This is a genomic window from Dictyobacter formicarum, from assembly GCF_016587435.1.
On record NZ_BNJJ01000006.1, the window covers coordinates 280734 to 302620 of the forward strand.

General features: G+C 48.8%; 16 protein-coding genes. 5 read left to right on the plus strand and 11 right to left on the minus strand.

What is annotated here, in order from left to right; translation table 11 throughout:
• Nucleotides 1-47: 47 nt before the first annotated feature.
• The 6 genes from trxA to JMI88_RS12760 form a co-directional block, all read right to left on the minus strand.
• Nucleotides 48-398, minus strand: a complete 351-nt coding sequence (gene trxA / locus JMI88_RS12735; protein ID WP_201362210.1) for a thioredoxin — start codon at nt 396-398, stop codon at nt 48-50.
• A gap of 170 nt (nt 399-568) precedes the next feature.
• The gene (locus JMI88_RS12740) at nt 569-1330 is read right to left on the minus strand and encodes a Bax inhibitor-1/YccA family protein (protein ID WP_201362211.1); all 762 of its coding nucleotides are present in this window, start codon (nt 1328-1330) and stop codon (nt 569-571) included.
• A 393-nt stretch (nt 1331-1723) separates the two neighbouring features.
• Nucleotides 1724-2446, minus strand: coding sequence for a superantigen-like protein SSL4 (locus JMI88_RS12745; RefSeq protein WP_201362212.1), 723 nt, complete (start codon nt 2444-2446; stop codon nt 1724-1726).
• 197 nt (nt 2447-2643) lie between these two features.
• Nucleotides 2644-2907, minus strand: coding sequence for a 4Fe-4S dicluster domain-containing protein (locus JMI88_RS12750; RefSeq protein ID WP_201362213.1), 264 nt, complete (start codon nt 2905-2907; stop codon nt 2644-2646).
• 155 nt (nt 2908-3062) lie between these two features.
• Nucleotides 3063-4781, minus strand: coding sequence for a serine/threonine protein kinase (locus tag JMI88_RS12755; RefSeq protein WP_201362214.1), 1719 nt, complete (start codon nt 4779-4781; stop codon nt 3063-3065).
• Between the two features lie 385 nt (nt 4782-5166).
• Nucleotides 5167-6213, minus strand: a complete 1047-nt coding sequence (locus JMI88_RS12760; protein ID WP_201362215.1) for an aminopeptidase — start codon at nt 6211-6213, stop codon at nt 5167-5169.
• Between the two features lie 404 nt (nt 6214-6617).
• On the opposite strand from JMI88_RS12760, the gene JMI88_RS12765 reads away from it, so the two are divergent.
• A complete protein-coding gene (locus JMI88_RS12765; protein WP_201362216.1) occupies nt 6618-7253 on the plus strand; it encodes a YbjN domain-containing protein in 636 nt (211 codons plus the stop codon).
• Nucleotides 7254-7370: 117 nt separating this feature from the next.
• Here the strand turns inward: JMI88_RS12765 and JMI88_RS12770 are convergent, their stop codons facing one another.
• Nucleotides 7371-9443: a protein kinase domain-containing protein gene (locus tag JMI88_RS12770; protein ID WP_201362217.1), complete on the minus strand. Its 2073-nt coding sequence runs from the start codon at nt 9441-9443 to the stop codon at nt 7371-7373.
• Between the two features lie 493 nt (nt 9444-9936).
• Between JMI88_RS12770 and JMI88_RS12775 the strand changes: the two genes are divergently transcribed.
• Together JMI88_RS12775 and JMI88_RS12780 are read left to right on the plus strand one after the other, a co-directional pair.
• The gene (locus JMI88_RS12775; RefSeq protein ID WP_201362218.1) at nt 9937-11241 is read left to right on the plus strand and encodes a DUF1015 domain-containing protein; all 1305 of its coding nucleotides are present in this window, start codon (nt 9937-9939) and stop codon (nt 11239-11241) included.
• A gap of 14 nt (nt 11242-11255) precedes the next feature.
• Nucleotides 11256-12548: an NAD(P)/FAD-dependent oxidoreductase gene (locus JMI88_RS12780; protein WP_201362219.1), complete on the plus strand. Its 1293-nt coding sequence runs from the start codon at nt 11256-11258 to the stop codon at nt 12546-12548.
• A gap of 72 nt (nt 12549-12620) precedes the next feature.
• On the opposite strand, the gene JMI88_RS12785 is transcribed toward JMI88_RS12780, so the two are convergent.
• The 3 genes from JMI88_RS12785 to JMI88_RS12795 form a co-directional block, all read right to left on the minus strand.
• Entirely contained in the window at nt 12621-14276 is a 1656-nt protein-coding gene (locus JMI88_RS12785) for a HEAT repeat domain-containing protein (protein WP_201362220.1), read from the minus strand.
• A gap of 449 nt (nt 14277-14725) precedes the next feature.
• Nucleotides 14726-16558 carry a Vgb family protein gene (locus JMI88_RS12790; RefSeq protein ID WP_201362221.1) on the minus strand — a complete coding sequence of 611 codons (1833 nt, stop codon included), beginning with the start codon at nt 16556-16558 and terminating at the stop codon, nt 14726-14728.
• A gap of 298 nt (nt 16559-16856) precedes the next feature.
• A complete protein-coding gene (locus tag JMI88_RS12795) occupies nt 16857-17501 on the minus strand; it encodes a hypothetical protein (RefSeq protein ID WP_201362222.1) in 645 nt (214 codons plus the stop codon).
• Nucleotides 17502-18209: 708 nt separating this feature from the next.
• Between JMI88_RS12795 and JMI88_RS12800 the strand changes: the two genes are divergently transcribed.
• Nucleotides 18210-19397, plus strand: coding sequence for a sigma-70 family RNA polymerase sigma factor (locus JMI88_RS12800; protein ID WP_201362223.1), 1188 nt, complete (start codon nt 18210-18212; stop codon nt 19395-19397).
• Here the strand turns inward: JMI88_RS12800 and JMI88_RS12805 are convergent.
• Nucleotides 19300-20121, minus strand: coding sequence for an HD-GYP domain-containing protein (locus tag JMI88_RS12805; protein WP_201362224.1), 822 nt, complete (start codon nt 20119-20121; stop codon nt 19300-19302). The genes JMI88_RS12800 and JMI88_RS12805 overlap by 98 nt on opposite strands.
• Before the next feature lie 457 nt (nt 20122-20578).
• Here JMI88_RS12805 and JMI88_RS12810 point away from each other — a divergent pair, with 457 nt between their 5' ends.
• A complete protein-coding gene (locus JMI88_RS12810; RefSeq protein ID WP_201362225.1) occupies nt 20579-21793 on the plus strand; it encodes a hypothetical protein in 1215 nt (404 codons plus the stop codon).
• Nucleotides 21794-21887 lie beyond the last annotated feature (94 nt).

Sequence of the window (21887 nt, forward strand, 5' to 3'; positions counted from 1 at the left end):
AATATGACCTGGTAAATTCAAAGACATACCAGGCCATATTTTAATGTTTAGGCGACTTGAATACCGTTTTCGGCTAAAACGCGATCGATTTCATTTTTCAAGCGGCTAGGATTGGGGCCAACAAGGCGGCCGATAGCCTGGCCATCTTTAAAGATCAGCAGGGTCGGAATAGCCTGAATTCCGAGACGTGAGGGGGTCAAACCATGCTCATCAATGTCCATTTTAGCGAATTGCAGCTTGCCCTGGTATTCGGTGCTTAAGCGCTCAAACACAGGAGCAATGTTGCGACAAGGACCACACCAGGCAGCCCAGAAATCAACAATAGTAGGGGTAGAGGATTTCAGAACTTTTGCCTCAAAATCCTGGTCGCCTACATGAAACAGATTCGCATTCTCCATAGATACTTCTCACTCACTTTCCAATTAATTTATCCTGATCTCTAACATCAGGTACAAGTGATACTTGTTATTTTTACTTCACTACAGAAGAGAACACTCTCGGAAACAGGTTTATTCCGTCCAGTCTCCTTCTGCTAAAAAAGCATTTCCTCAGGACGCAAAACCGCGCTCTAACGCCGGTCGTCGCGCATGATCGAGAGGATCTGCAAGATGTAGAGGAACAGGTTCAACACAGTGATAAAAATCGAGACGGTCAAACCAATCGCATTCGGCAAGGTATCGGCCATATATTTGGCACGCTGAACATAGAACAGCACATACCCTGAAAAGATTGCGACTCCAAAGAAGGATATCACAAGTGCAAACAGAGTACTATGGAAAAAAATGCCTATTAGCCCTGTCACAATTAGGAGGATAACCCCAAAAAAGAGGTAGTCTCCCAGACGTGAAAAATCGCGCTTCGTGGTCCAGGCATACAATCCCAGGCCAAGTGAGGTCAAGGCCGTAATCACAAACGCCTGACCAAGGATATTACCCAGGCCGGCACTCACATAGATGCTAACCAGCGGCCCTAGAGCCAGGCCCTCTAGAAACGTAAAGAGATAGAGCAGGAAAAGGTTAATGCCGGGTTTTTGAATCAGAAAATTCAAAGCGATCAGCACAACAAAGCCAGCAATCGCCACGACCCAATAGCTGTGATAGGTAAGGCCCATCGAAAAACCGACCAGCGTACCCAGCGTCGCAAAAATGAACGAAAACGCCAGCAGACCCATTACCTTGCCGATCAAACCACTGGGGGAAACAGCACCCGGGTAGCCATAAGGCAGCGTTTGATACTGATAGCGAGAACCAAACGGACTATCTCCCCGGTTGCGGTTATTATAAGGATTATTCCCGTAGGGATAATTATTGCGCGGATTAGGATTAAACATAGTGAACCTCAGTCTGAAACACCAGTCAACTGACCAAATACGCTCTGCAAAAGATGCCACTTCTGGCAGAGTCTCTTTCTTGACATATATACGTGCGACTTCAAGTCATGGTTACAGGTAGCGCGAGCAACGATTTAGCCTCTGATAAGAGGCAACGCTACTGTGGTTACTTCCACTCCCCATCATCCCCACCCATTCGACTTACTGTGGACTATTCAGCCATACAAGTAAAACAACACGACAAAGAGAGGCTGCCCATCTCCTGATATCATGGAGGCACTATGGCTGGCTGACCTCAAATATAACCTCACAGGCACAAGAACACATTAGCGCTCTTGCCCATATCATTCATTGCCCATACGCAGCAGGAGCAATCATGCAATCGTAAAACGATTACATGACACTCCATACGCCACAAATCTCACAAAACGCGATCCCTACCTCACCAAAGGTTTTGCTACGCGTGTTCCAACGGTCGTACACAATCGCCAGGGAGCCACAGCTCCAACAACGGGCACGACCACCGGCTTTACTTTCATTGGCGAGTTTTTGCAGTAACGCGCTACGAGCTTCATCCGAGCCCGTGTAACCCGGGTTGTAAGCCAGGTGTAGCAGGTTACCTAGTGGCAAACTGATTTCATGGGAAGGCGCCTGCAACGGTGCCGCACTGGCGGGTGGCTGTACCGGCGCGGGTGCTGGCATCTGCGGCGGACGACGGAACAATTCGCCACGCGAGGTACGTCGCCCCCCCTCGATTGACGGCGTATAATCATGGCGCTCATGCCGTTCAGCACGATCGACACGTACAGGCCGCTCTGCCCGCGGGGGCGTTGGAGGCACCTCGGTGCTCTCAGTGCGCTGCTCATTGTTCAACACAGGTGTTGCGGGCGGTTGAGCCGCCGCAAAGGATGGCGGATAAGCAGGCGCGGGTGCATTTTCTGGACGAGCAGGAGCCGTCGCACTGGCTGATGCCTGCCCCTCTTCCTCTTTTGAGGACTCAGGCGCACGCTTGGTAGTTTCGTTATCAACCACTTGTTCTGTTGGTTGTTCAGCAACAAGATTTGTCTGTTCTGGTTGCTCAGGTGGATTAGCACGTCTTCGTCGGGTAATTGGCATAAGAGGTTCACTCCATAAGAAAAGAAGTTATGTGCGTGCAAAGTAAAGCGCAGCACATGTATTATATCACATTGTGAAAAAGAAAAAATCCTCAGAAAAACAAAGGGGTAAGTCTCCATTCCCACAACCAGGACAAGCGAAGACTTACCCCTCGTAAAAATTTTCAGGATAAACTTTCGTTAGATCTCTACCCCGGATTATTGACCTGTAAAGAAATCGGCATTGATCTTGATATAACTCTTCCACTCTTCTGGAACCGCCGATTCCTCAAAGATTGCCGTCACTGGACAAGCTGGCTCGCATGCTCCACAATCGATACACTCATCAGGATTGATATAGAGTTGCTCAGTCGTTTCAAACTCAGGCTCATTCGATGATGGGTGAATGCAATCTACCGGGCAAACATCAACGCAGGATGCATCTTTAACGCCAATACATGGCTGGGTAATTACATAGGTCATAGTTCTAAACATCCTCCTCTTGGCATACTATGATCTGTCCAGATACATAGTAGCAAAGTTCTGTTTTAAGCCAACTTCAGTATAGAGGGTTGTACAAGTGATGTCAATTGCCTTACAACCCTGCTTCTACTATAGTTCAATACCAGCCAAAAGGCTCATTTGAGAGTTTCAACGTAAAGCTCTGAAAAGGTAACTTCCTCGCCCTGATTCTCCACATAGAGCCCGATCTGCCCGGTTTTTACCTCTTTGGTGGAAGGATCGGCAATTGGCTTGTCCAGCAAAGGCACACCATTGATTGTGAATAAAAAGGTATTTCCATGGGTCTCTATCGTGATGGTATTACTCTTGCCAACGCCACTGCTAATCGCCGAGCTTCTACTGCTTTTGATGGTGCGCCAGGGATGCTGCTTATCTTCACTGGAGAAACGCAAGAAGGCATATTGCTGATTATCGCGTGGAGAAATTTCAAAAAGATAGAAAAACGACTGATCCGGAGCAACACGGAAAATAACGCCATGAAAATCGGGTCCCCCTTTCTTGCTGGCCATCTCAAGCATGGTTACCGATAGCTTGAAATCCTGCACCTGATAATCCTCAAAGGGAGCGGGCATCGCATTGTTCACCTGCGTATTGATAATATGATAGCGGTGATCCTGATCAAAAAAAGCATTTGTGCCCTGGGGCCAGTTGCTAATCAACGTAAAAGGATTCGTTGGCATGGGAGCTTCAGTCGGGGTAGCCGTAGATTTTACAGCCACTGGCGCTGGCGTGGAATGCTTATTCATAAACGTCACGCCAAAACCAGTGGTCACAATGATAATAATCAGCGCCGTCAGAATAAACAACATGCGCTTGAACCGCGCCACCGACCATTCTCTGGCCCACGTAGACTTTACACGAACAATAGGCCTGGGAGTCGCCAGGGATGGCTGCGGACCTGTAAAGTCCTTTTCATCATCAAGAAAAGCCAGTTCTGGTGGACGCGCCATAGCCGAGCGTGCCTCACTGGCAGCCACCGCTGCCGCGAAGGCGCGGCTTAACTCTTGTCCCGTTTGAAAGCGATCATCAGGGTCTTTAGCCAGAGCCTTACGCACCACGCGATCCAATAATGGCGTAATATCAGCCCTGATCAATGCCAGAGATGGAGGGGGCTCATGGACATGTAACAAGGCCAGCGCGATGGTTGAATCAGCGCGAAAAGGGAGTCGCTTGGACAGGACAAAAAAGAGGGTAACTCCTAGCGAATAGATATCTGAGCGACCATCCAGGTGACGTCCGAGTGCCTGCTCGGGTGAAATATAATCTGGTGTACCCAGTACCGCCTCGGAATGTTTAGCGTCTGTTTGTGCGGAGTCTGCTTCGGAATGTGCAACGCGAGCAATACCAAAATCTGATAAGATGACGTGCCCATCACTATCTAGTAATATATTGGCAGGCTTAACATCACAATGAACGCAGCCATGCATATGGGCAAAATCTAATGCGGCCGCCAGTTGCTCCAGGTACCACTGAGCTTCTTTCAAGGAAAGGGGTCCCCGCCGCGCCATATATTCCGCCAGTGTGCCCCCTGGCATATACGGCATCACAATATATGGCAGACCATCCTGCTCACCGTACGAGTAAATGGGCAGAATATTCGCATGCTCCAATTTACTTACCGCTTCAGCTTCGCGCAAGAAGCGACGATAAAAATCTCGCTGCATACGTATATCCATACCAGCCCGCGGTAAAAATACTTTGACCGCTACCTTGCGCTCGGGGTTCTGCTGTTGCGCAAGAAACACAGCACTCGAGCCACCATACCCAAGTAACTTTTCTAGCACGCACGAGCCTAACATCTTCCCAATGAGATGTTGTCCCCTATTTGCAGCCACGCTGAAGCTCCTCTCTTGCTCCCTTTTGAGATAATGTGCAACAAATGGAATGCATTGATTCACTATAGTACATGTAGGAGCTATAACCAATTTTAATCATGGCCTGTGTCTACTGTCAACTTTCTATACACATATCCACAAATATTCTGTATTGCCGGTGCCACCTGTAGAAATCAGAGCGTGTCTGACTCCCACGCCCATCGTGGTCTCTCCGCCTCATGCTACGCTCCTACGGAGCTCAAAAGGATTTTTTATGTTGGTGCAAAAAGTGCGCTGCGAGCACTTTTTGCACCAACATAAAAAAAGAAATTGGGGGCGTCAGCGCTATCCAGACTGGCGCATAACATGAATCCCATAATTATGGGATTCAGACAATCCTCATGAACTATAGCACAAACTGTCCATTACGCATGATAACGCGCCCATCTACCTCAATCGTGCAATTTGTAGGAATCACATCCACATGTACCTTTGAATCCCAATCGGCACCAGTAAATTCTGGATAGGGATTACCAAAGGCGACATGTAAGCCTGGCAACTTTTCATCTTGTAACAAATTGCCCACCAGGCGCTTGAGACTGGTTAAGGTACCAATGGCAAACTCACCGGCGCGATTGCCATTGGGCGCAGAGAAAAGGTAATCACGCACTTCTTGCGCCAGAGCCTGGTTATCGCTGTTGATCGCGGTAATGTAGCCATCTTTGACGGTAATTACCAGCGGCTGCTCCAGCACACCGTATTTCTCAGAGAAGAAGTCGCCCAGTACGTCGCAAACCAGCACCCCATCAACGGTGGCAGGAGCGGTATAGACCTCGCCTTCAGGAAGATTGCCCCATGCTCCTTGCTTATCATAGCGACCATGACAGGGAACCCATTTCCACCCAGGATGGAAGGTGGCCGTTACATCGCTACCTTTTTCAGATGTGACATGAATCGTGCGCGCGTTTTTCACTAAATCATAGATGCGGTTGGTGATGGTATAGACCTCATCGTAATCTGCACACATGCCATCGGTCATCAAGGTGTCATCAATTCCGATCATATGGCCATGGCGCACCTTGAGTTCATTGACCAGGAAGGGCAATAAAGGAATACGGAAGGCAATTTCACCGGGCTGCGCAGTCGCGATATAGTATGAAACGGTCGGGCGAGCGGCCAGGAAATCGTTGCGCAATGCATCAGGGAAAGCGGTCAAAGGGCGCTCACCATAATGCTCAAGGAAACGGACGGTCACATCGGCGTGTCGGGCCAGCGCAGCCGCAGCCACGCGCTGGGCAATATGCTGCCGCGCGAAATCGGTTAGTATAAACACCCGATCCCGCTCGGTTACAGCCATGCAACGCAAAGCGTTCTCCGCCCCCAGCTGCATTCGCTCGTTAAAGGTTAAGGCTTCAAGATCCTTGTTATATGATTGGTGTGTTTTATCTGTCATCGGATGCATACTCCTCTATTTATATATTGCGGCAACCGTTACCAGTATAAGTATAGGTGGTAGATAGAAACAAGGTGCGTACAGATACGAAGGCTCCTCCACTCTACATAACACCCATGCCATTAAAAATCCGCGTATGGTTTATAAATACAATCGCATATACGAGCTTTATACAGCAAAAGTAACATTGATCGAGGCCAGCAATACTTTTGTCCAGAGCCCAGGCCAATACATCCTGGGGATGCTAAAAATACAGAGGCCGACGTAGTAAAGGCTCTTTTGAGGAGCGATTACTCCTATAAAATTGTTTTCAACTTCTGGCATATGTTATACTTGAGCAGTATTTCATAACGATGGGCCAGGCCCAGTAAGCCTTAATCACCTTCACTAGCAAGGAGAGCTTCATGACAAATAGCTTTAGCATCCTCCAGGTGGCTGAATACCTGAAACGATTGGGACTAAAAATTTCACAGGTCGATCGTTCTCAGAATACAATCGAGCTGGCATTCCATGACGAACATGGCCAGTGGCAGATGATTGTAGGTATTCACCATAGTGGAAATGCCAGTAAGCTGATGCTCATTGTGCCGCAGATTGGTATCGTCACCGAGCAGAAACGTCTGGAGTGTCTCGAGGCATTACTTGCTGTCAACTATCGCATCGCGCTGGGAAAATTTGGTATTGATCTTGCGGATGGAGAGGTACGCCTGGAAGAAAGTATCCCTCTGGCGGATAAGGGCATTCCGTTTGAGCAGTTTCGCCTGGCATTTAGTGCTCTGATGCAAACTGTCTCAATCTATCATAATTTACTTCCTCGCATTATCTACAGGCGCCAATCCGCTCAGGAAGCGCTGCAAGACTGTGAAAATGAGTTCTTTGCACAGGCGCCTGACAATATTGAAGTGACCTTACCAGCTATACAGACGCAAGTAACCGAGGCAATATCTAGCGATGAAACGCTGCCGATAGAAGAACCTGAACTGGATGTGAACGAAGTGCTTGAAGAAGTTGCACGTCTCTTAAGCAGGCCTCAAGAATAGAGTCAGTCCACATTTTCCTTTCCCCCATAAGCAAAATTACAGGAGAGCTCGTGGTTCGTCAGACGACTTTGCGCCAACCACGGGCTCTCTTTCAACGATCCATTGCCGCATCATTTGTTATACAGTGGTTATCGTGCCATCACCATTGACATTGATCTTGACGGCTGGCAATGGGGTATCAGCCGGCCCTTGCACAACCTGTCCATTTTTGGCGGGATCAAAGATGGCTCCATGCGCGGGGCACACTAGCATCTTGGTGACTGGATCATAGTTGACCTTAACCCCTTCATGGGTACAGGCCTTCTCATAGGCCGCAAACGTGCCACCGACCAGATGCACCAGCAAGCTTGCCTGGTTGTCAGCTGGATTAGTAAAACTGATCGCGCTGTTGACGGGCTGATTTTGTGACCCAACAACAGTGCCTGTATGCCCGGGCATAGCCGGCTTTTGAGGAGTCGTTTTCTGATTATTAGCAGGCGGATTGTTCGGCTTCTGGCCGGTGCTAGCAAGCTTCTGAGTGGTTGACCGTGACGACTGCGTCGTTTTGGTGGTTGTCGTCTGCAGCGGAATCGGGGCTGCCCCCAGTTTACCAAGGTTGAAAACCACTCCAATGCCAGCGGCAGCGACACCACCCCCGGCCAGCATAGCAATCACACGGCGGCGCTTGACCTTGCGCGCGGGCTGAGCCAGAGACCCAGTCGAATTACGCTTCTTCTTCTGGCCTTGCAAAGGCGCTGGTGCATCCAGGCCCCAATCTAAGCTATCAGCCATACCAGCAGCAGTAGGCTCCGCTGGAGCTGGTGTCCTGTCCATAGCCTGATTTGAGAATGTTTGCGGGGCTGCTTGCAGTGGGCCCGCTGGAGACCACCATTCATAAGCCTTCATCAATTCAGCATCTGATGCATGGGTGCCCGATAACGTCACACTATGGCCAGGCAACTGTACAATATCATCTTGATTGGGCAACTGCACAATATCTTCAGCGACCTGCTGGCGTTTCACATCTGCGAGCGGAGTTTTCTCCTGAGGCGCGATTGGCGGCAGCGTTGGTTGCACTAGAGCATTCGCCGGTCCCATATCAACTGCCTTCTTGCTCTTTGCGGTTCTCTGAGGGAACGTATTATGCCGATCGGACGAAGAGAGCAATCCTGTTTTAGCTGGCTGCACCGCGGGCATACGGTTGGTGACAATGGGCGGCACTAATTGCCAGCTACCAGTTGCAGAACCATTGCCTAAAGGGCGTTGTAGGGCGCTGACCGACGCGCTAGCGACCTGCTTCATATGCACGGCAGGCAACGTCTGGGTCGCACCAATAGAAGCCTGAGTAAAAGCCTCACCTAACTCGCGTACGCTCTGGAAGCGGGCATCTGGATCACGAGCCAGGGCTTGACTGACCACAGACGCCAGGGCAACTGGCACCTCGGGGCAGAGTTTGCGTAACGCTGTTAATGTCTGTTTCGTATGCATTTGAGCCACTTCAAGTGGATTGTTGCCGGTAAATGGAGGCTTGCCACTCAGCAACTCATACAAAATACAACCCAGCGCATAAATATCTGAACGCTGATCCACCGATTGTCCCTGGACAATTTCTGGCGCCACGTATTCAGGGGCCGCCAGAAATGTTTCGGCGATACTAAAGAGATGGCCATACTGCATTGGAGCCGGATCAACGCCGGCGCGCTGCAAAATATGCATCAACCCAAAGCCAGCCACTTGAATATTTTCATCATCGTAAATAACGATATTTGAAGGCTTTAAAGTTCCATGGATAAAACCTTTTCCATGGGCGTACTCCAGGCCATCCACAATCTGATCAAGAATAGTGGTTAAAAATGTATGCTCACAACGTCCCTGATGCCTGATAATATCTGCCAGAGAACCATTGGTGGTATACGGCGTAATCAGGTACGGATAGCCCAGTATCTCACCATGCTCGTAGACAGGCAAAATATGTGGATGATGCAACGAGGTGATTAAGGCCGCTTCCTTATGAAAGCGCTGCAGAAAAAAAGCTCGCGCCTCGTTCGAAAAATGGGTAGGCAGAGGGTAGAGTGCCAACGCATCAACGCGTTGCGCTCCTTGATGCCGTGCTAAATACACGATATTTAAACGTCCTTTACCGACCAGTCGTTCTATCCGATACCGCCCTAGAACATGGCCAACCAGTTGATCCTCTGATAGTGTTTGCATTCAACTCTCTCCAAATACAAGCTACGCACAGCAAACGACATACATTTCACATCAGCGCTCAGTTACAAATAAAGCTGGCACAGGAAATTTATGCGTTACACCATCGTAACCGACTCCTCTATATAATTACAGCTCTCCTATATCAGAATAGCTAGCCGAAGAACCAGAACCGATGATGAGATAAAATCGATTTTTTTCTCATCCACACAGATGAATTTACACGTTGTATCAAAGTGAGTCAATTTGATGAGCGTAAACTAGGACTTGTGGATACAAAAGGTTTCAGTTATCTTAACCGGCCCGGGTAGTCCCACCATCCTAACTCGCCCTGTTCAAAAATGATACAATGAGCACAGATTAACCTTTACCAGCAATCAAGGAAAGAAAACTAAAAGCCTGTTTTGTGTCAGGCTTTTTAATAGAATATATTCCACCAACTTTGGCAGTTTATGACCATTAAGATGGGGAAGAAAAGGGATTGGAGAACTATTCTATGGCAGATGTTCAACCACTACGTGGATTTCGATATGTACAAGAAAAAGTTGGTGATCTGGTACAAACCGTTACACCGCCATTCGATGTAATCACTCCAGAGGCCCAGGCACGTTACTACCAGAACAATCCATATAACATCATTCGTCTGGAACTGGGACAAACCTATCCAACTGATAGCGGACTGAACAACGTCTACACACGAGCTGCCAGGACGCTGGCTGAGTGGCGCCTGGATGAGGTCCTGCAACAAGAAGCGCAGGCTTGCTATTATCTCTATCAACAGCGCTTTACCTATGGTGGGCAAAACTATACTCGCACCAGCCTGCTGGCACGGGTACGCCTGGAACCATGGGATGCACAGGTGATCCTGCCGCACGAATACACACGCAACAAAGATAAAGAAGATCGTCTGCAACTGTTACGCGCTTGCTCAACCAACTTCAGTCCCATCATGTGCATGTACGATGATCCGCAGGGCCGGATACGTCGGCTGCTTGCAACGTATACCGAACACCCAGAGGTTCAATTCATCGATGAGAATGGGGAAGAACACCTTTTGCAGCCTATTTCTGATCCCGAGCATATGAGATTGCTGCAAGATTTCTTTGCCCCACGCCAGCTCTATATTGCGGATGGTCACCACCGCTACACAACGGCGTTGAATTACCGGGATGAATTATACCAGCAGAGAGGTGGCCTGCATCCGCAGGATGGAGCGAACTTCATGTTGATGGCGCTGATCAATGTTGATGATCCGGGTATGCTGGTATTACCTACTCATCGTGTGTTATTCGATCTTACAGCAGAGCAATTACACAAACTCACAGAAGAGCAACTTACGCGCTATTTCTCCGTACAAAAAGTAGCGGCAGCTAGCGACGAAGCGCTGCTGGCGGAACTAGCGCGGGCGGGAAGTCAGCAACCAGCATTGATAATTAAGACCGCAGAACAGGCACTGCTGCTCACCATCAATGAGCAAGGTCAGCAATTGATGAAGGAGAGTGGCCACTCTGAAGCCTGGAATTCCCTGGATGTAGCCATGGTGCAGCATGTGATACTGGAAACGCTACTCCATATCACAGCAGAAGATGTGGCTGCGGGCAAGCACATTCGCTATATGCATGATACACAGCACGCCCTGCAAGCGTTAAGCAATAAGGATGCACAGGCCATCATTTTACTCAATGGTATTCCTTTTCGCCAGGTACGAGACGTGGCGCTGGCAGATGATCGTATGCCACAGAAATCTACGTACCTCTATCCAAAGCTCATCACCGGACTGGTGATAAATCCTTTATGGTAAGGAGCAGATACAACATGATTATCATCGTCGGCGCCGGTCTAGCAGGCTTAACGTGCGCCAAAGTGCTAGCGGAGGCCGGGCAAGAAGTACTCGTTTTGGAGGCTGCGGACCAGGTTGGAGGACGTATAAGAACCGATTACCATGAAGACGGCTATCGCCTGGATCGTGGTTTCCAGGTCTTATTCACCGCGTATGATGCTGCTACACGTCATCTCAATTACACTACTTTGAAGCAGCGAAAGTTCAATCCCGGTGCCATTCTGGTAAAAAATGGAAAACAATATGAGATTACTGATCCGTTACGAGAGCCAACCCATACGTTCTCAAGCATGATCAATCCTCTCATTTCGGCCGCAGATAAATTGCGTACGCTCAAGCTGCGCCTGCAATTGCAGAGAACGTCAACCGAGGATATCTTCGCGGGAACACAACAGAAAGACGGACAGGACCAGTCAACCGAGGCCTATTTGCGCCAGCAAGGATTTTCGGATAAGATCATCGATAACTTTTTCCGGCCTTTCTATGGTGGAATTTTTCTGGATCGATCGCTACAGACCAGCGCCCGCATGTTTCAGTTCACGTTTAAAATGCTGGCTACTGGCGATATCATCATTCCAGCCGAAGGCATCCAGCGCATTCCTGAACAGCTCGCAGCCACTTTGCCCAGAGGATCAGTACGTTGCAATGCGCGCGTGGAAGAGATCTTGCTTAGAGACGGCCAGACCCAGGGTGTACGCCTAGTCAATGGGGAAGAGATCAAGGCCGACACTGTTGTTGTGGCAACCTCGAGTCCGGTTGCGGAAAAATTTACCCGGAAAACGTTGCCCGATCAACCTGTCAGTGCTGTCTGTCTTTATTTCGCGGGTGACGAGCGTCTGTACCATCAGCGTAAGATTTTGTTGAACGCAGATCCACACGCTTATGTAAATAACGCTGTGCTGCTCAGCAATATCGCTCCAACCTATGCACCACCGCGCAAACATCTCCTCTCTGTAACGATCCTGGGAAATCCAGCTGAGGATGACGAGAGTATGGCTGAGCGTAGTAGAGCCGAAATTGCTGGTTGGTTTCCCAACCATGATCTCAGCCACTGGCAACTACTGGCAGTGTATCGCCTGCCCTTCGCCCAATTTCTACAGGCGCCGGGTATCTATGATACTCTACCAGACAATCAAACCGATGTCAGGGGACTCTATCTTGCGGGAGAATATACACAATCGAGCAGCATTCAAGGAGCAATGCATAGCGGTGAACTGACGGCCAAAGCGCTATTAAAAACTCAGCAGTTAGTACCGAGCCAGGCCTGATCCAGCAAGCAAGCACAAATACCAGCCCTAGCGGGCTCAAACTTCTCCTTTAGCAGAAAGTTTGAGCCCTTTTTAGTCCTGTTGAAAAAACTCAACCGGGAAGGAGCTAAGGCTACCACTGCGCAGCGACTCAACCATCAAACGCAGCGGCCCCTGTTCGATAGATACATGCAACAGCGTATTTGGGAAGACCTGCTCGTGCAAGGCAACATGTGAATCTGGAGCCAGCAGGGCAGCGGTTGCTCGCAAAACAGGCACAGACTCTGCCTGCCCGACTTGCTGCAACAAAGCCGCCTGTCGAAGTAAACGTGTAGCATAGGTGGCACGCCATTTATCATCGATCAATTCATCAAGAGCACTGCTCACTAACTCTTCGAGCAAACTCCGTTCTTCTTGCACCTTCAATTTACTTTTGCGCCGCCCATTGGTAGAGGACGAAAAGACATTCTGGGCAGTCCAGTAGCGGCTAATGAAAGGTTCAATACGCTCAATAGGCTCATATAACCAGGAAGCAAATTCTTTTAAGCGATAGAGATCATTGGCACGACGGGCCAGGGCAATGGTCTCGGAATTCAACTCCAGCGGCTCTAAGCACGTAGCCGGAAGATTAACCAGGGCTTTTTTGTCCCGTAAGCCCGCTTCAGTTAACGGACGCCAGATGGAGTAAGCGATTGGCAACTTTGTACGGGTGCGCTTGTTCAGAGCCCTCGCTTCCATAATCACGGCGCGCGCATATTCAAATGAAACCGTAAAGCTGCTGAAACCCTGTTCATCCAGATCCTCAACCAGGTTGTCCCACTGCTCGGCATCCATTTCATCCAACCCATAGCAATCCTTGATGCCTTTTTGATCCTGGTACAAAACATTGACGCCCTTGATCAAACCATCCGGGCGCCGCCATGAAAGCATGATCAATTGTGTACCAGAACCATCAATCGAGCTGACGCGCGCCTGATAAGGAGGATATTGTTGCTGACGGGCCTCCATCATGGCGGCATCTTCTGAACCAAGCATAGACTGCATAGTCAGGCGCCCGAGCACGGTTCGGGCCTGCTGTTTAAGTTGCCGATTAGAACTGGTAGCTATTACATAATTTAAAGCGGGTATCGTCTGATTAATGGCAATGGGGCCGAGTTGCTCCAAAGCATCAATCACAGCCATCACAACCTTACCCGTCTGATTCTCCAGCAAAGGTACCAGTAGATTAGCTGCCCGAGGATCGTTGCTATTCCCCAGCCAGTTGATAAACGCAAAACGGCGCTCAACTGGCATCGAAACCACATCCTCAAGGATGGTCTCGACCCCCATTTCGTTTTGGCCTACTAGTTCAAGCAGCCTCATCTGCATCTGACGAATCGCCCCCGCTGGATCATTCAGGTATTCAATGATACCATCATCGGCCAGCTCTGATCCTAATTCCTTTAGGATAGGAGAAAGAGAAAGCTTTGCCAGATCACTTACGGTAGGATCAGTTACAAAATCCTCAAGTCCCTCCAGATCAAAATCTGTCGCTAACTCTGATAGAATACGCAACGCCGCAGCCTGAGCCAGGGCATCATTACTTCTCAGCAGATGCAACACTTTTTCCCGCGCCCCCTCAGCCCATTCTTCATCCAGGCGATCGAGGTAATGGGACATTGTATCAGGATCAATATCTTCACGCCGACTTATTGCCAGTAAAATACTGTCCACACTCTCTTGAGGAGACCCCTTGCGTCCTCTTGGCATAAGCGTTCGCTCTCCTTTTGTGGGAGTAATAAGCCACCCTTCCTGGGCGAGCACTAATGCAAGAAATTGTATCACGTTGGCCCCAAGGCGTCGAGATTACTCCCCACATATGTATAGAGATCATGGAACGAATGTGATTACCAGACAATAATTTTATTCAGGTCTCGCTATGCCCTATGACAAAAACGCTCTGACCATCCTACTTGCTTCAGGAAGCCTGGCACCACTCATGCATAAAAAGAACGTGTATGATCTAGTAAATCTTACTGACAACGGCCCACCATATAAAAAATATCCGATCTTATCGCTTATAATTAAGCACACAGTAAAAACAACTCTATACATGCTTATCAGGAGTACTTCAGGCCGGAAACCATGCCCGGGTAAGTCATGATAAGCATGTATAGAAGAAAGCCTGCTTCTTTGCTAGCAGATAACAAACAATACTACTATTTTGCAAAGGCCTTAAATGAAGCGATACTGGCTACCGCACTATTCTGGACCAGCATGCGCAAGCCACAGAAACCACGCTTAAACGTATTATCAGTAGCCGTTACGAGCCAGTGAGAAGGTTCAGGGCTACCAGTGGACCAGGCACGGGCGCGCAGTACATTGCCATCCACCTGGAAGCGCAGATTATACATATGGTGGGCACGGGCAGGAAACATATAATGGCCTAAGATAGTTGTGCGACCATAGAGCTTCTTCTGCACAACCAGCTGCTCGCCATCAATATAAGCTTTGTACCAGTTATTGCCATCCGACCAGCGCAACACGGCACCGATGTTCGTATCTTTAAAGGCACTGATACTGCCCGAAAAAACAACCTCGGCATCCGCAACGGCCGGCCCCAGAACAGCAGAATAGTTGGTACCTCCATGTGAAACGATACCGTGCTGCTCATTAATAGAAAATGTGTGTATCATATTAGCGTCACCACCCCAGGCATGTCCATCAGAAGCCCGACCCCAGAACGGATGATCATGATGTTGGAAAGTATCCTGTGCAATCAAACGCGTCGGCATTGGTGGAAGATGATCGCCAGAACCCGATCCATCAGTCCCGGTCGGTGGCACATGTACGGGAGGTACACCTCCATTGCCTGCAGGCGAACTTGTGGGTGTGCCAGTCTGATTTACCGGCGGAGTGCTTGTTGGAGTGTGACCCGGCTCTAGCACAGGAGGAGATACCGTTGGCAAAGGATCATTGATAGGCACAGGCGGTTGTGATGATGCCGGCACGATACGCCCCAGATTATTGCCAAACTCTTCTGTGAACCAGACGGTGTTTTGCGCATCGACATTTACCCCATCATGAATATGGCTATTGGCGGTTGGCGAATTGTAGATGGTAAAAGCACCGCTACCAGTACTCGGAAATGAGCCAACCATGTTTTGGAGCGAATCGGCAAACCAGACCAAACCGTTACGATCGACGCTGATACCCGAAGTATGTACACCGCATACCTGGCAAGGGCGTGGATACACATATTCAGACACACCGTTATTTGTTCCAGGCCGAGCAGCACTGACCTGTAAACGTCCAATGGCACCGGCGAAACCTTCGGACCACCAGATATTCCCTGTTGGATCGACCGCGATCAAATGCGGTGTCAGACCACTGGCAGGTGCTACCCGAACCTTATACTCCTGCAATTGACCATGTGCTGTATATTCCCCAATCAAACCGACCGCATCATTATTTTCCGTAAACCAGACGTTATCTGCCGCATCCACCGCGATACCATAGGGGACGCTATTTATAGCTGGCGTAGCAATCTCAACAAATTTCTGGGTCTGTGGATCAAATGATCCGATTTTATTACTATAGTGTTCAGTAAACCAGATTTTTCCCTGAGCGTCTACGGCAAGGTCCCACGGACCAGCGCCAGCGGTGGGCACCTGCCACTGTTGATACAAACCGGTCTGTGGATGCAATACACCAAGAGCATTGGCCATTGGCATAGCAAACCAGACATTTCCCTGAGCATCTACGGCCAGAAAGAAGGCTTGAGCATAATTAACAGGCAGCGTATATGAGCGCAATAACGCCTGCGTCTTTGCATCGTATACATTGATCTTTCCTGGCGGTACTGTCGTACTACAGGTTGGAGTAGGATCACAACCTGGCAATGCTACCCATACATGCCCGGCCTGGTCAAATGCGGTTCCCCAGGGATTCGTACCTACCTGCACAGAAAAATCTGTCACAGCCGGAGCAGCTGCTTGCGCAGGAAGAATATATGAAATACTCATCAGCACTACACTAATCAATGCTACCATGATCGACACAGTTCCATATATCCATGTCTTTCGGCTTCCCATTTATCACCTCTCTACCCACATGTATGTATAAGTTTCTATTTAAGCATAAGGGTCCATTACTCCTGCTAATGCGGCATAACAGGAAAGCAAGCGTAGCGATACATTTGTATGTCACATAACTGTACTTAATTATCAATGACAGCAATCTCACACGCCAAGGTCCAATCGTATCAATGCAGTGATACCAAAGCATAAAAAAAGAGTCGGCACATGTTTTTCACACTACGCCCGACTCTTTTTGCATCTACCGCAAACTTTAATGAATCGCCAGATAGCCCAGACTTGAGAGGACAAACAAGATGAACAGCACGGTCAACCCGATCAATAAGATGGTCCCAAACAGCCAGATGAGGAATTCTAAGCGTCCCGGCTGGATCAACCACCAGCGTATGCTCTCAATGGGATGCAAAAAAGGCGCTTTTGGTCGGCGTTGCTCCAGAGGCGATGAAAGCAAAGGTGGAACGGTATCGATATCAGCAACATGATGCTCGTGCAAGCGAGCCACAATAGAGTAATCACGCTTCCGAGTTTGCTGGGCGCCTTTTCGCTGCTGAATTGTTGCGGTTCTAGAAATAGCAGGCCTGGCAATCAGATTTGTATCGGTAACGGCTAGCGTCAACGAGGTGAGGCTGCTCTCAGCAGCATAATGCGGTGTCTCAAATTGCCAGATGGTCTCAGACTGCGGTACCGTTGGAATACGTGTAATATCTTCTTGCTCCAGCGCAGCCGACCAGCGCGGATAGCGTGGACGAACTTTAACTATCGAGGCAGGATACGCGGAGGCACGAGCCGGAATAGCAGGCAACGACGGGGATCGGCGAGCCGGACTATATTCTCCTACTAAAAAATGACCACCATATGCATGCATTTCTTTATTTGCCGGATAGACAGACTTCACCATATCCATTGCTTCCTATTAAGGTTAGAGGAAAAACAGACTTCAGATAGAATTTGCTCTTCTTTCCCATACTATCCACCCCATCATGCAAATAAACGGCCCGCCCAACTTTTTTCGCTCGTTTTGCACTATAACGAAGATCGGCCACAACGATTCACGCACGCCAGGCTAGCCATCTATAGAGTGAGGAAAAATACGCAGCAACTGGAAAAAATTTCCAGTTCTCCGGACGGAAAAACGCTGCTACCAGCGAGGCGTTGGCTTTGATTTAGCCCCAGAAGCCTTATGGTGAGCACATACATCCCTACACCTCTATATTGGCACATATCTTGCACAAGTAATATATAGGGGGAATAAATCCATAAAATTTTTGGGGATTTTAAGAGTCTAAAGTTTTCTTAAAAATATACGGATCTGTCAGATACTCCCACTCTAGAAGGCGGGGGCTTGTCAACAGGGGTAATGTCTGCCCGGCTGTGACCAGGCCCGGGCAACCGGTGGGGTCTGACCGTTCCCACCAAAGATGGTCTCCCGCAAGGGATCACACACGCGAGACGAGCACAAGAGGAGAAGGCGTCTTTCTTTCCTCCCCGGTTTCAAAATACGGGGCTGCCAGAAAGGGCCGCTTGTGGTAGATGACGATCCAGTCATCACAAATCTCCGGTTACCAAATTGTGGGATGGGATTTGAGGTATAAGGAGGAGTAGGTATATGGTAGCCATAACCAATCCAATGCAAGCATTTGAGATAGATGCGGTAGAATTCCAGCAATATATCAACGCCGGAAGAGCGGAAATCTCAACACATCACATAGAAAGGGGGACTGCAACTCATTCAAAAACTATCACTCAAAAAAAAGGGCGCAGAGCCACACATACACATGATGAGGACCCGGCATATTATACAACTATACTAAATGAAGAGCGCCAATCGCCTGCAACAGTTAGCAAAAGAGAAAGCACAAATAGAAAAGGAAAAAAATCTTCTACCTATGTAGAATTACGCTATGAGGAAACAGAGGATTACCTGGAAGAGGAGGATGAAGAGGAAGAGGAGACAGATGGCGCAGATCTGGAAGCAGAGAACGCTATCAGGCAATACCTTGCTGAGATCGGTCGCTATCCACTACTGTCAGCCGATCAAGAAATGCACCTGGCACGGCGTGTTATTACTGGTGATATAAAAGCCCAACAGCAACTGGTGGAAGCGAATCTCCGCCTCGTTGTCAGTATTGCTAAACGTTACAATAATCATGGAGTTTCATTGCTTGATTTAATACAAGAGGGAAATCTGGGCCTGATAAGAGCCGCACAAAAGTTTGATCCGGTACGTGGTTTTCGCTTTAGCACATACGCAACCTGGTGGATCCGGCAGGCCATCAGTCGTGCCGTGGCGGAACATACGCGTACTATTCATATTCCTGTACACGTAGTTGAGCTCATTTATAAGATGAAAAGAATTACACGTCAACTCTACCAGGATCTCGGACGTGATCCTTTTCCAGAAGAAATTGCACACGCTATCCATCTCTCTAAAGAAAAAGTGGTTGAGCTTCAGAGCATGGCTGAAGCCCCGATCTCATTAGATGCGCCTCTAAGCGATGATGAACAGTACCACCTGGCCGATATCATCGAGGATCCACATGCGGCTGCCCCCGCAGATATCGTCACGCACCAGGTATTACGCGATCACATTTCACATGCGCTGGAAACACTGAGCCAGCGAGAAAGACAGGTTATAGAATTGCGCTATGGATTGCAGGATGGCTACTGCCATACGCTAGAAGAGCTTAGCACTTACTTCAAGCTGACCCGCGAACGTATCCGCCAGATTGAAGTAAAAGCTTTGCGTGCTCTTCGCCAACCTGTTCAAGTTCATTTATTGCGAGATTTCGCCTAGGAGAAAAACACGAAAGCAGTTGTATACTTCTTTCACTAATCAACATTTCAAGAAAAGCACCTACAATTTGAGGATCATATTGATGACCAACACAATTTACTAATTCCTGACATGCACTCAATATAGGCAGCGGCTCTCCGTATACTCTGTATGAAACCATAGCATCGTAGGAATCAACTACAGTGAGGATACGAGCTAAATAAGGGATAGCATTACCGCTCAAACCAAACGGATAGCCGCTGCCATCCCATGCTTCATGATGCGCGACAATAATCGGAGCAACATGCTCAAAGAGCTCACCAATTCCTTCTAATATCGCCCACCCTATCTGGGGATGCAGCCGTACCAGGGTCCACTCATCTTCATTCAGTGGGCCTCGCTTTTGCAATACCTCAGGTGGAATCGCCACCTTACCAATATCGTGTAGAAGCGCCGAGAACCGCAAAATAATCAGAACATTATCGGGCAGTTGTAACTGCCTTCCTACCGCTTCCGCCGGGTGCACCAGGCGCCGGGTATGCATACAGGTCTCTTGATCACACCATAATGAAAGCGTATCAGCAATAGCAGCCTCAATAGCGTACAGTCGGTAAGCTCGATTCTCCATTGAAGTAGCTTCAAAAATTCTGGGAGTGGGCATATGTCCATACCGTTCCAGCGTATGAGCAAGTGCCTGACGCAGAAAGTCCTTACAGCGCAAAGTAGCCGTGCCATTGATGAGCATAATATTACTCCTTCTCCAGGTGAGCGGCTAAACGTGCAGTAACCTATTACTAATATTATGTCAAAAATACGCTCTTGTTACACAATAAAACACTTTGATACGGAGAAGGACAGCAAAGTAGGTAAAAGACCAGTATGGAGCACATAGAGATCGAACCATTTTTCAAAGCTAAGCATGTGTAGAGGTTACAGATCTATCTATCAAGAATTGACATATAATAGTACATTTTTCTGACCGCTTGACGACATAGATCGAGTCCATCTACACTTGACTCGATCTATGATTTATCAACAAAAAAGCTCCTTATCACTCTACTCCTTCATAAGGACACCAGAGAGGAGAGGCAAGCTCAATAGATCAGGAACAAATCTGCCGGGGTGAACCAAATATGAAGAAAAAAGTCCTGACAAGATGTAAAGCGGCAATAATTTATGGGATTTTCAGCCTTTTTATAGGCATGAACATAATCATTGTGACAGCCCATGCGCATGCAGCCCCAACCGATATGCTATCTACACCGACATCGACTCTCACTACCGTTGGAAACACCCTTACCCCGATGCCCACCGACACACCCGTGCCAACGCCCACCGATACACCCGTGCCAACGCCCACTGATACACCCGTGCCGGCGCCTACTGATACACCCGCGCCGGCGCCTACAGTGCAACCAACCCAGAAGCCCGTCTCGACAGCCATTCCAACTGTGCCAATACAAAATCTACCACCAGCAAATGGTGGCGGCATTTTTCCAGCTACAACCCCTACTCCAACGCCCAAAGCAACCGCCAAAGCAACCGCCACTCCTACCATGTCGGCAGTGGTCACACCTACAGCAACTACTGTAGCCAATACGGCCAATGTCAGTGATCAAGGCAAACAAGAGGGTAGTGGTATTGGCACAGCTATTATTCCAGTTGCCATCGGTTCCGTTTTGCTGTTGCTGATTGGTGGCCTGACATGCTTTCTATTCTTACGCAAACCAAGTTCAAAGCAACTCGCATACGCCAGAGCATCTCTACGAGCAAACGCGCAACCTTCCCGGCTTAACCAGAAAGGTCCAAATGCAGCGTTTGCCATTCCGCATGTTGAGCAACAGGCAGCGTTTGCTGCATCGATGCCTGACGTTTTACCAGTACAACCCGCCAGTCCAACTATCCAGGTGCCTGCGAGTTCAAATAGAGCTGTGATGCTCACACCACCACCATCGTTTGCCAGTGGACCGCAACAACAGACAATTGAGATGCCCACCGGCCCACAGCAGGCTCTATTACCCACTACACCACCTGCATTTATCAATGGACCGCAACAGACGATCGCACAACTGTCAGCAGGCGAGAACAAGACATATACACCCAGTAACTTAAAACCAATTACGACCTCGCTCCCCAGACAGATTCCGGGATCAACCCAGGAAAACCCCATCAGCACAAGCGATATGAGTCCTTTACCGATGGATAACTTTGATCTATCGCAAATCTTGCCCCAGGATAAGGAAAGCATTGACAGCAACTGGTCAGCTCCCGCACGAGCGCACTCGCCTCTGGCGTTTTCGCCGCTCATCGCGCCTAATATCCAGGATGATCCAGTTCTGGAAACAATTATGCGCCAGGCCCAGATGGGTTTATATGCACTTCCCAATCCAGAAACAACAGATAAAAAGGATATTTGAAAAGCATGCGCTTCGTGCCTTCAGCGCTCAATATGTCTTTTATTCATTGGTGCAGCATGAGCGCCTTGCGCTCATGCTGCACCAATGAATAAAA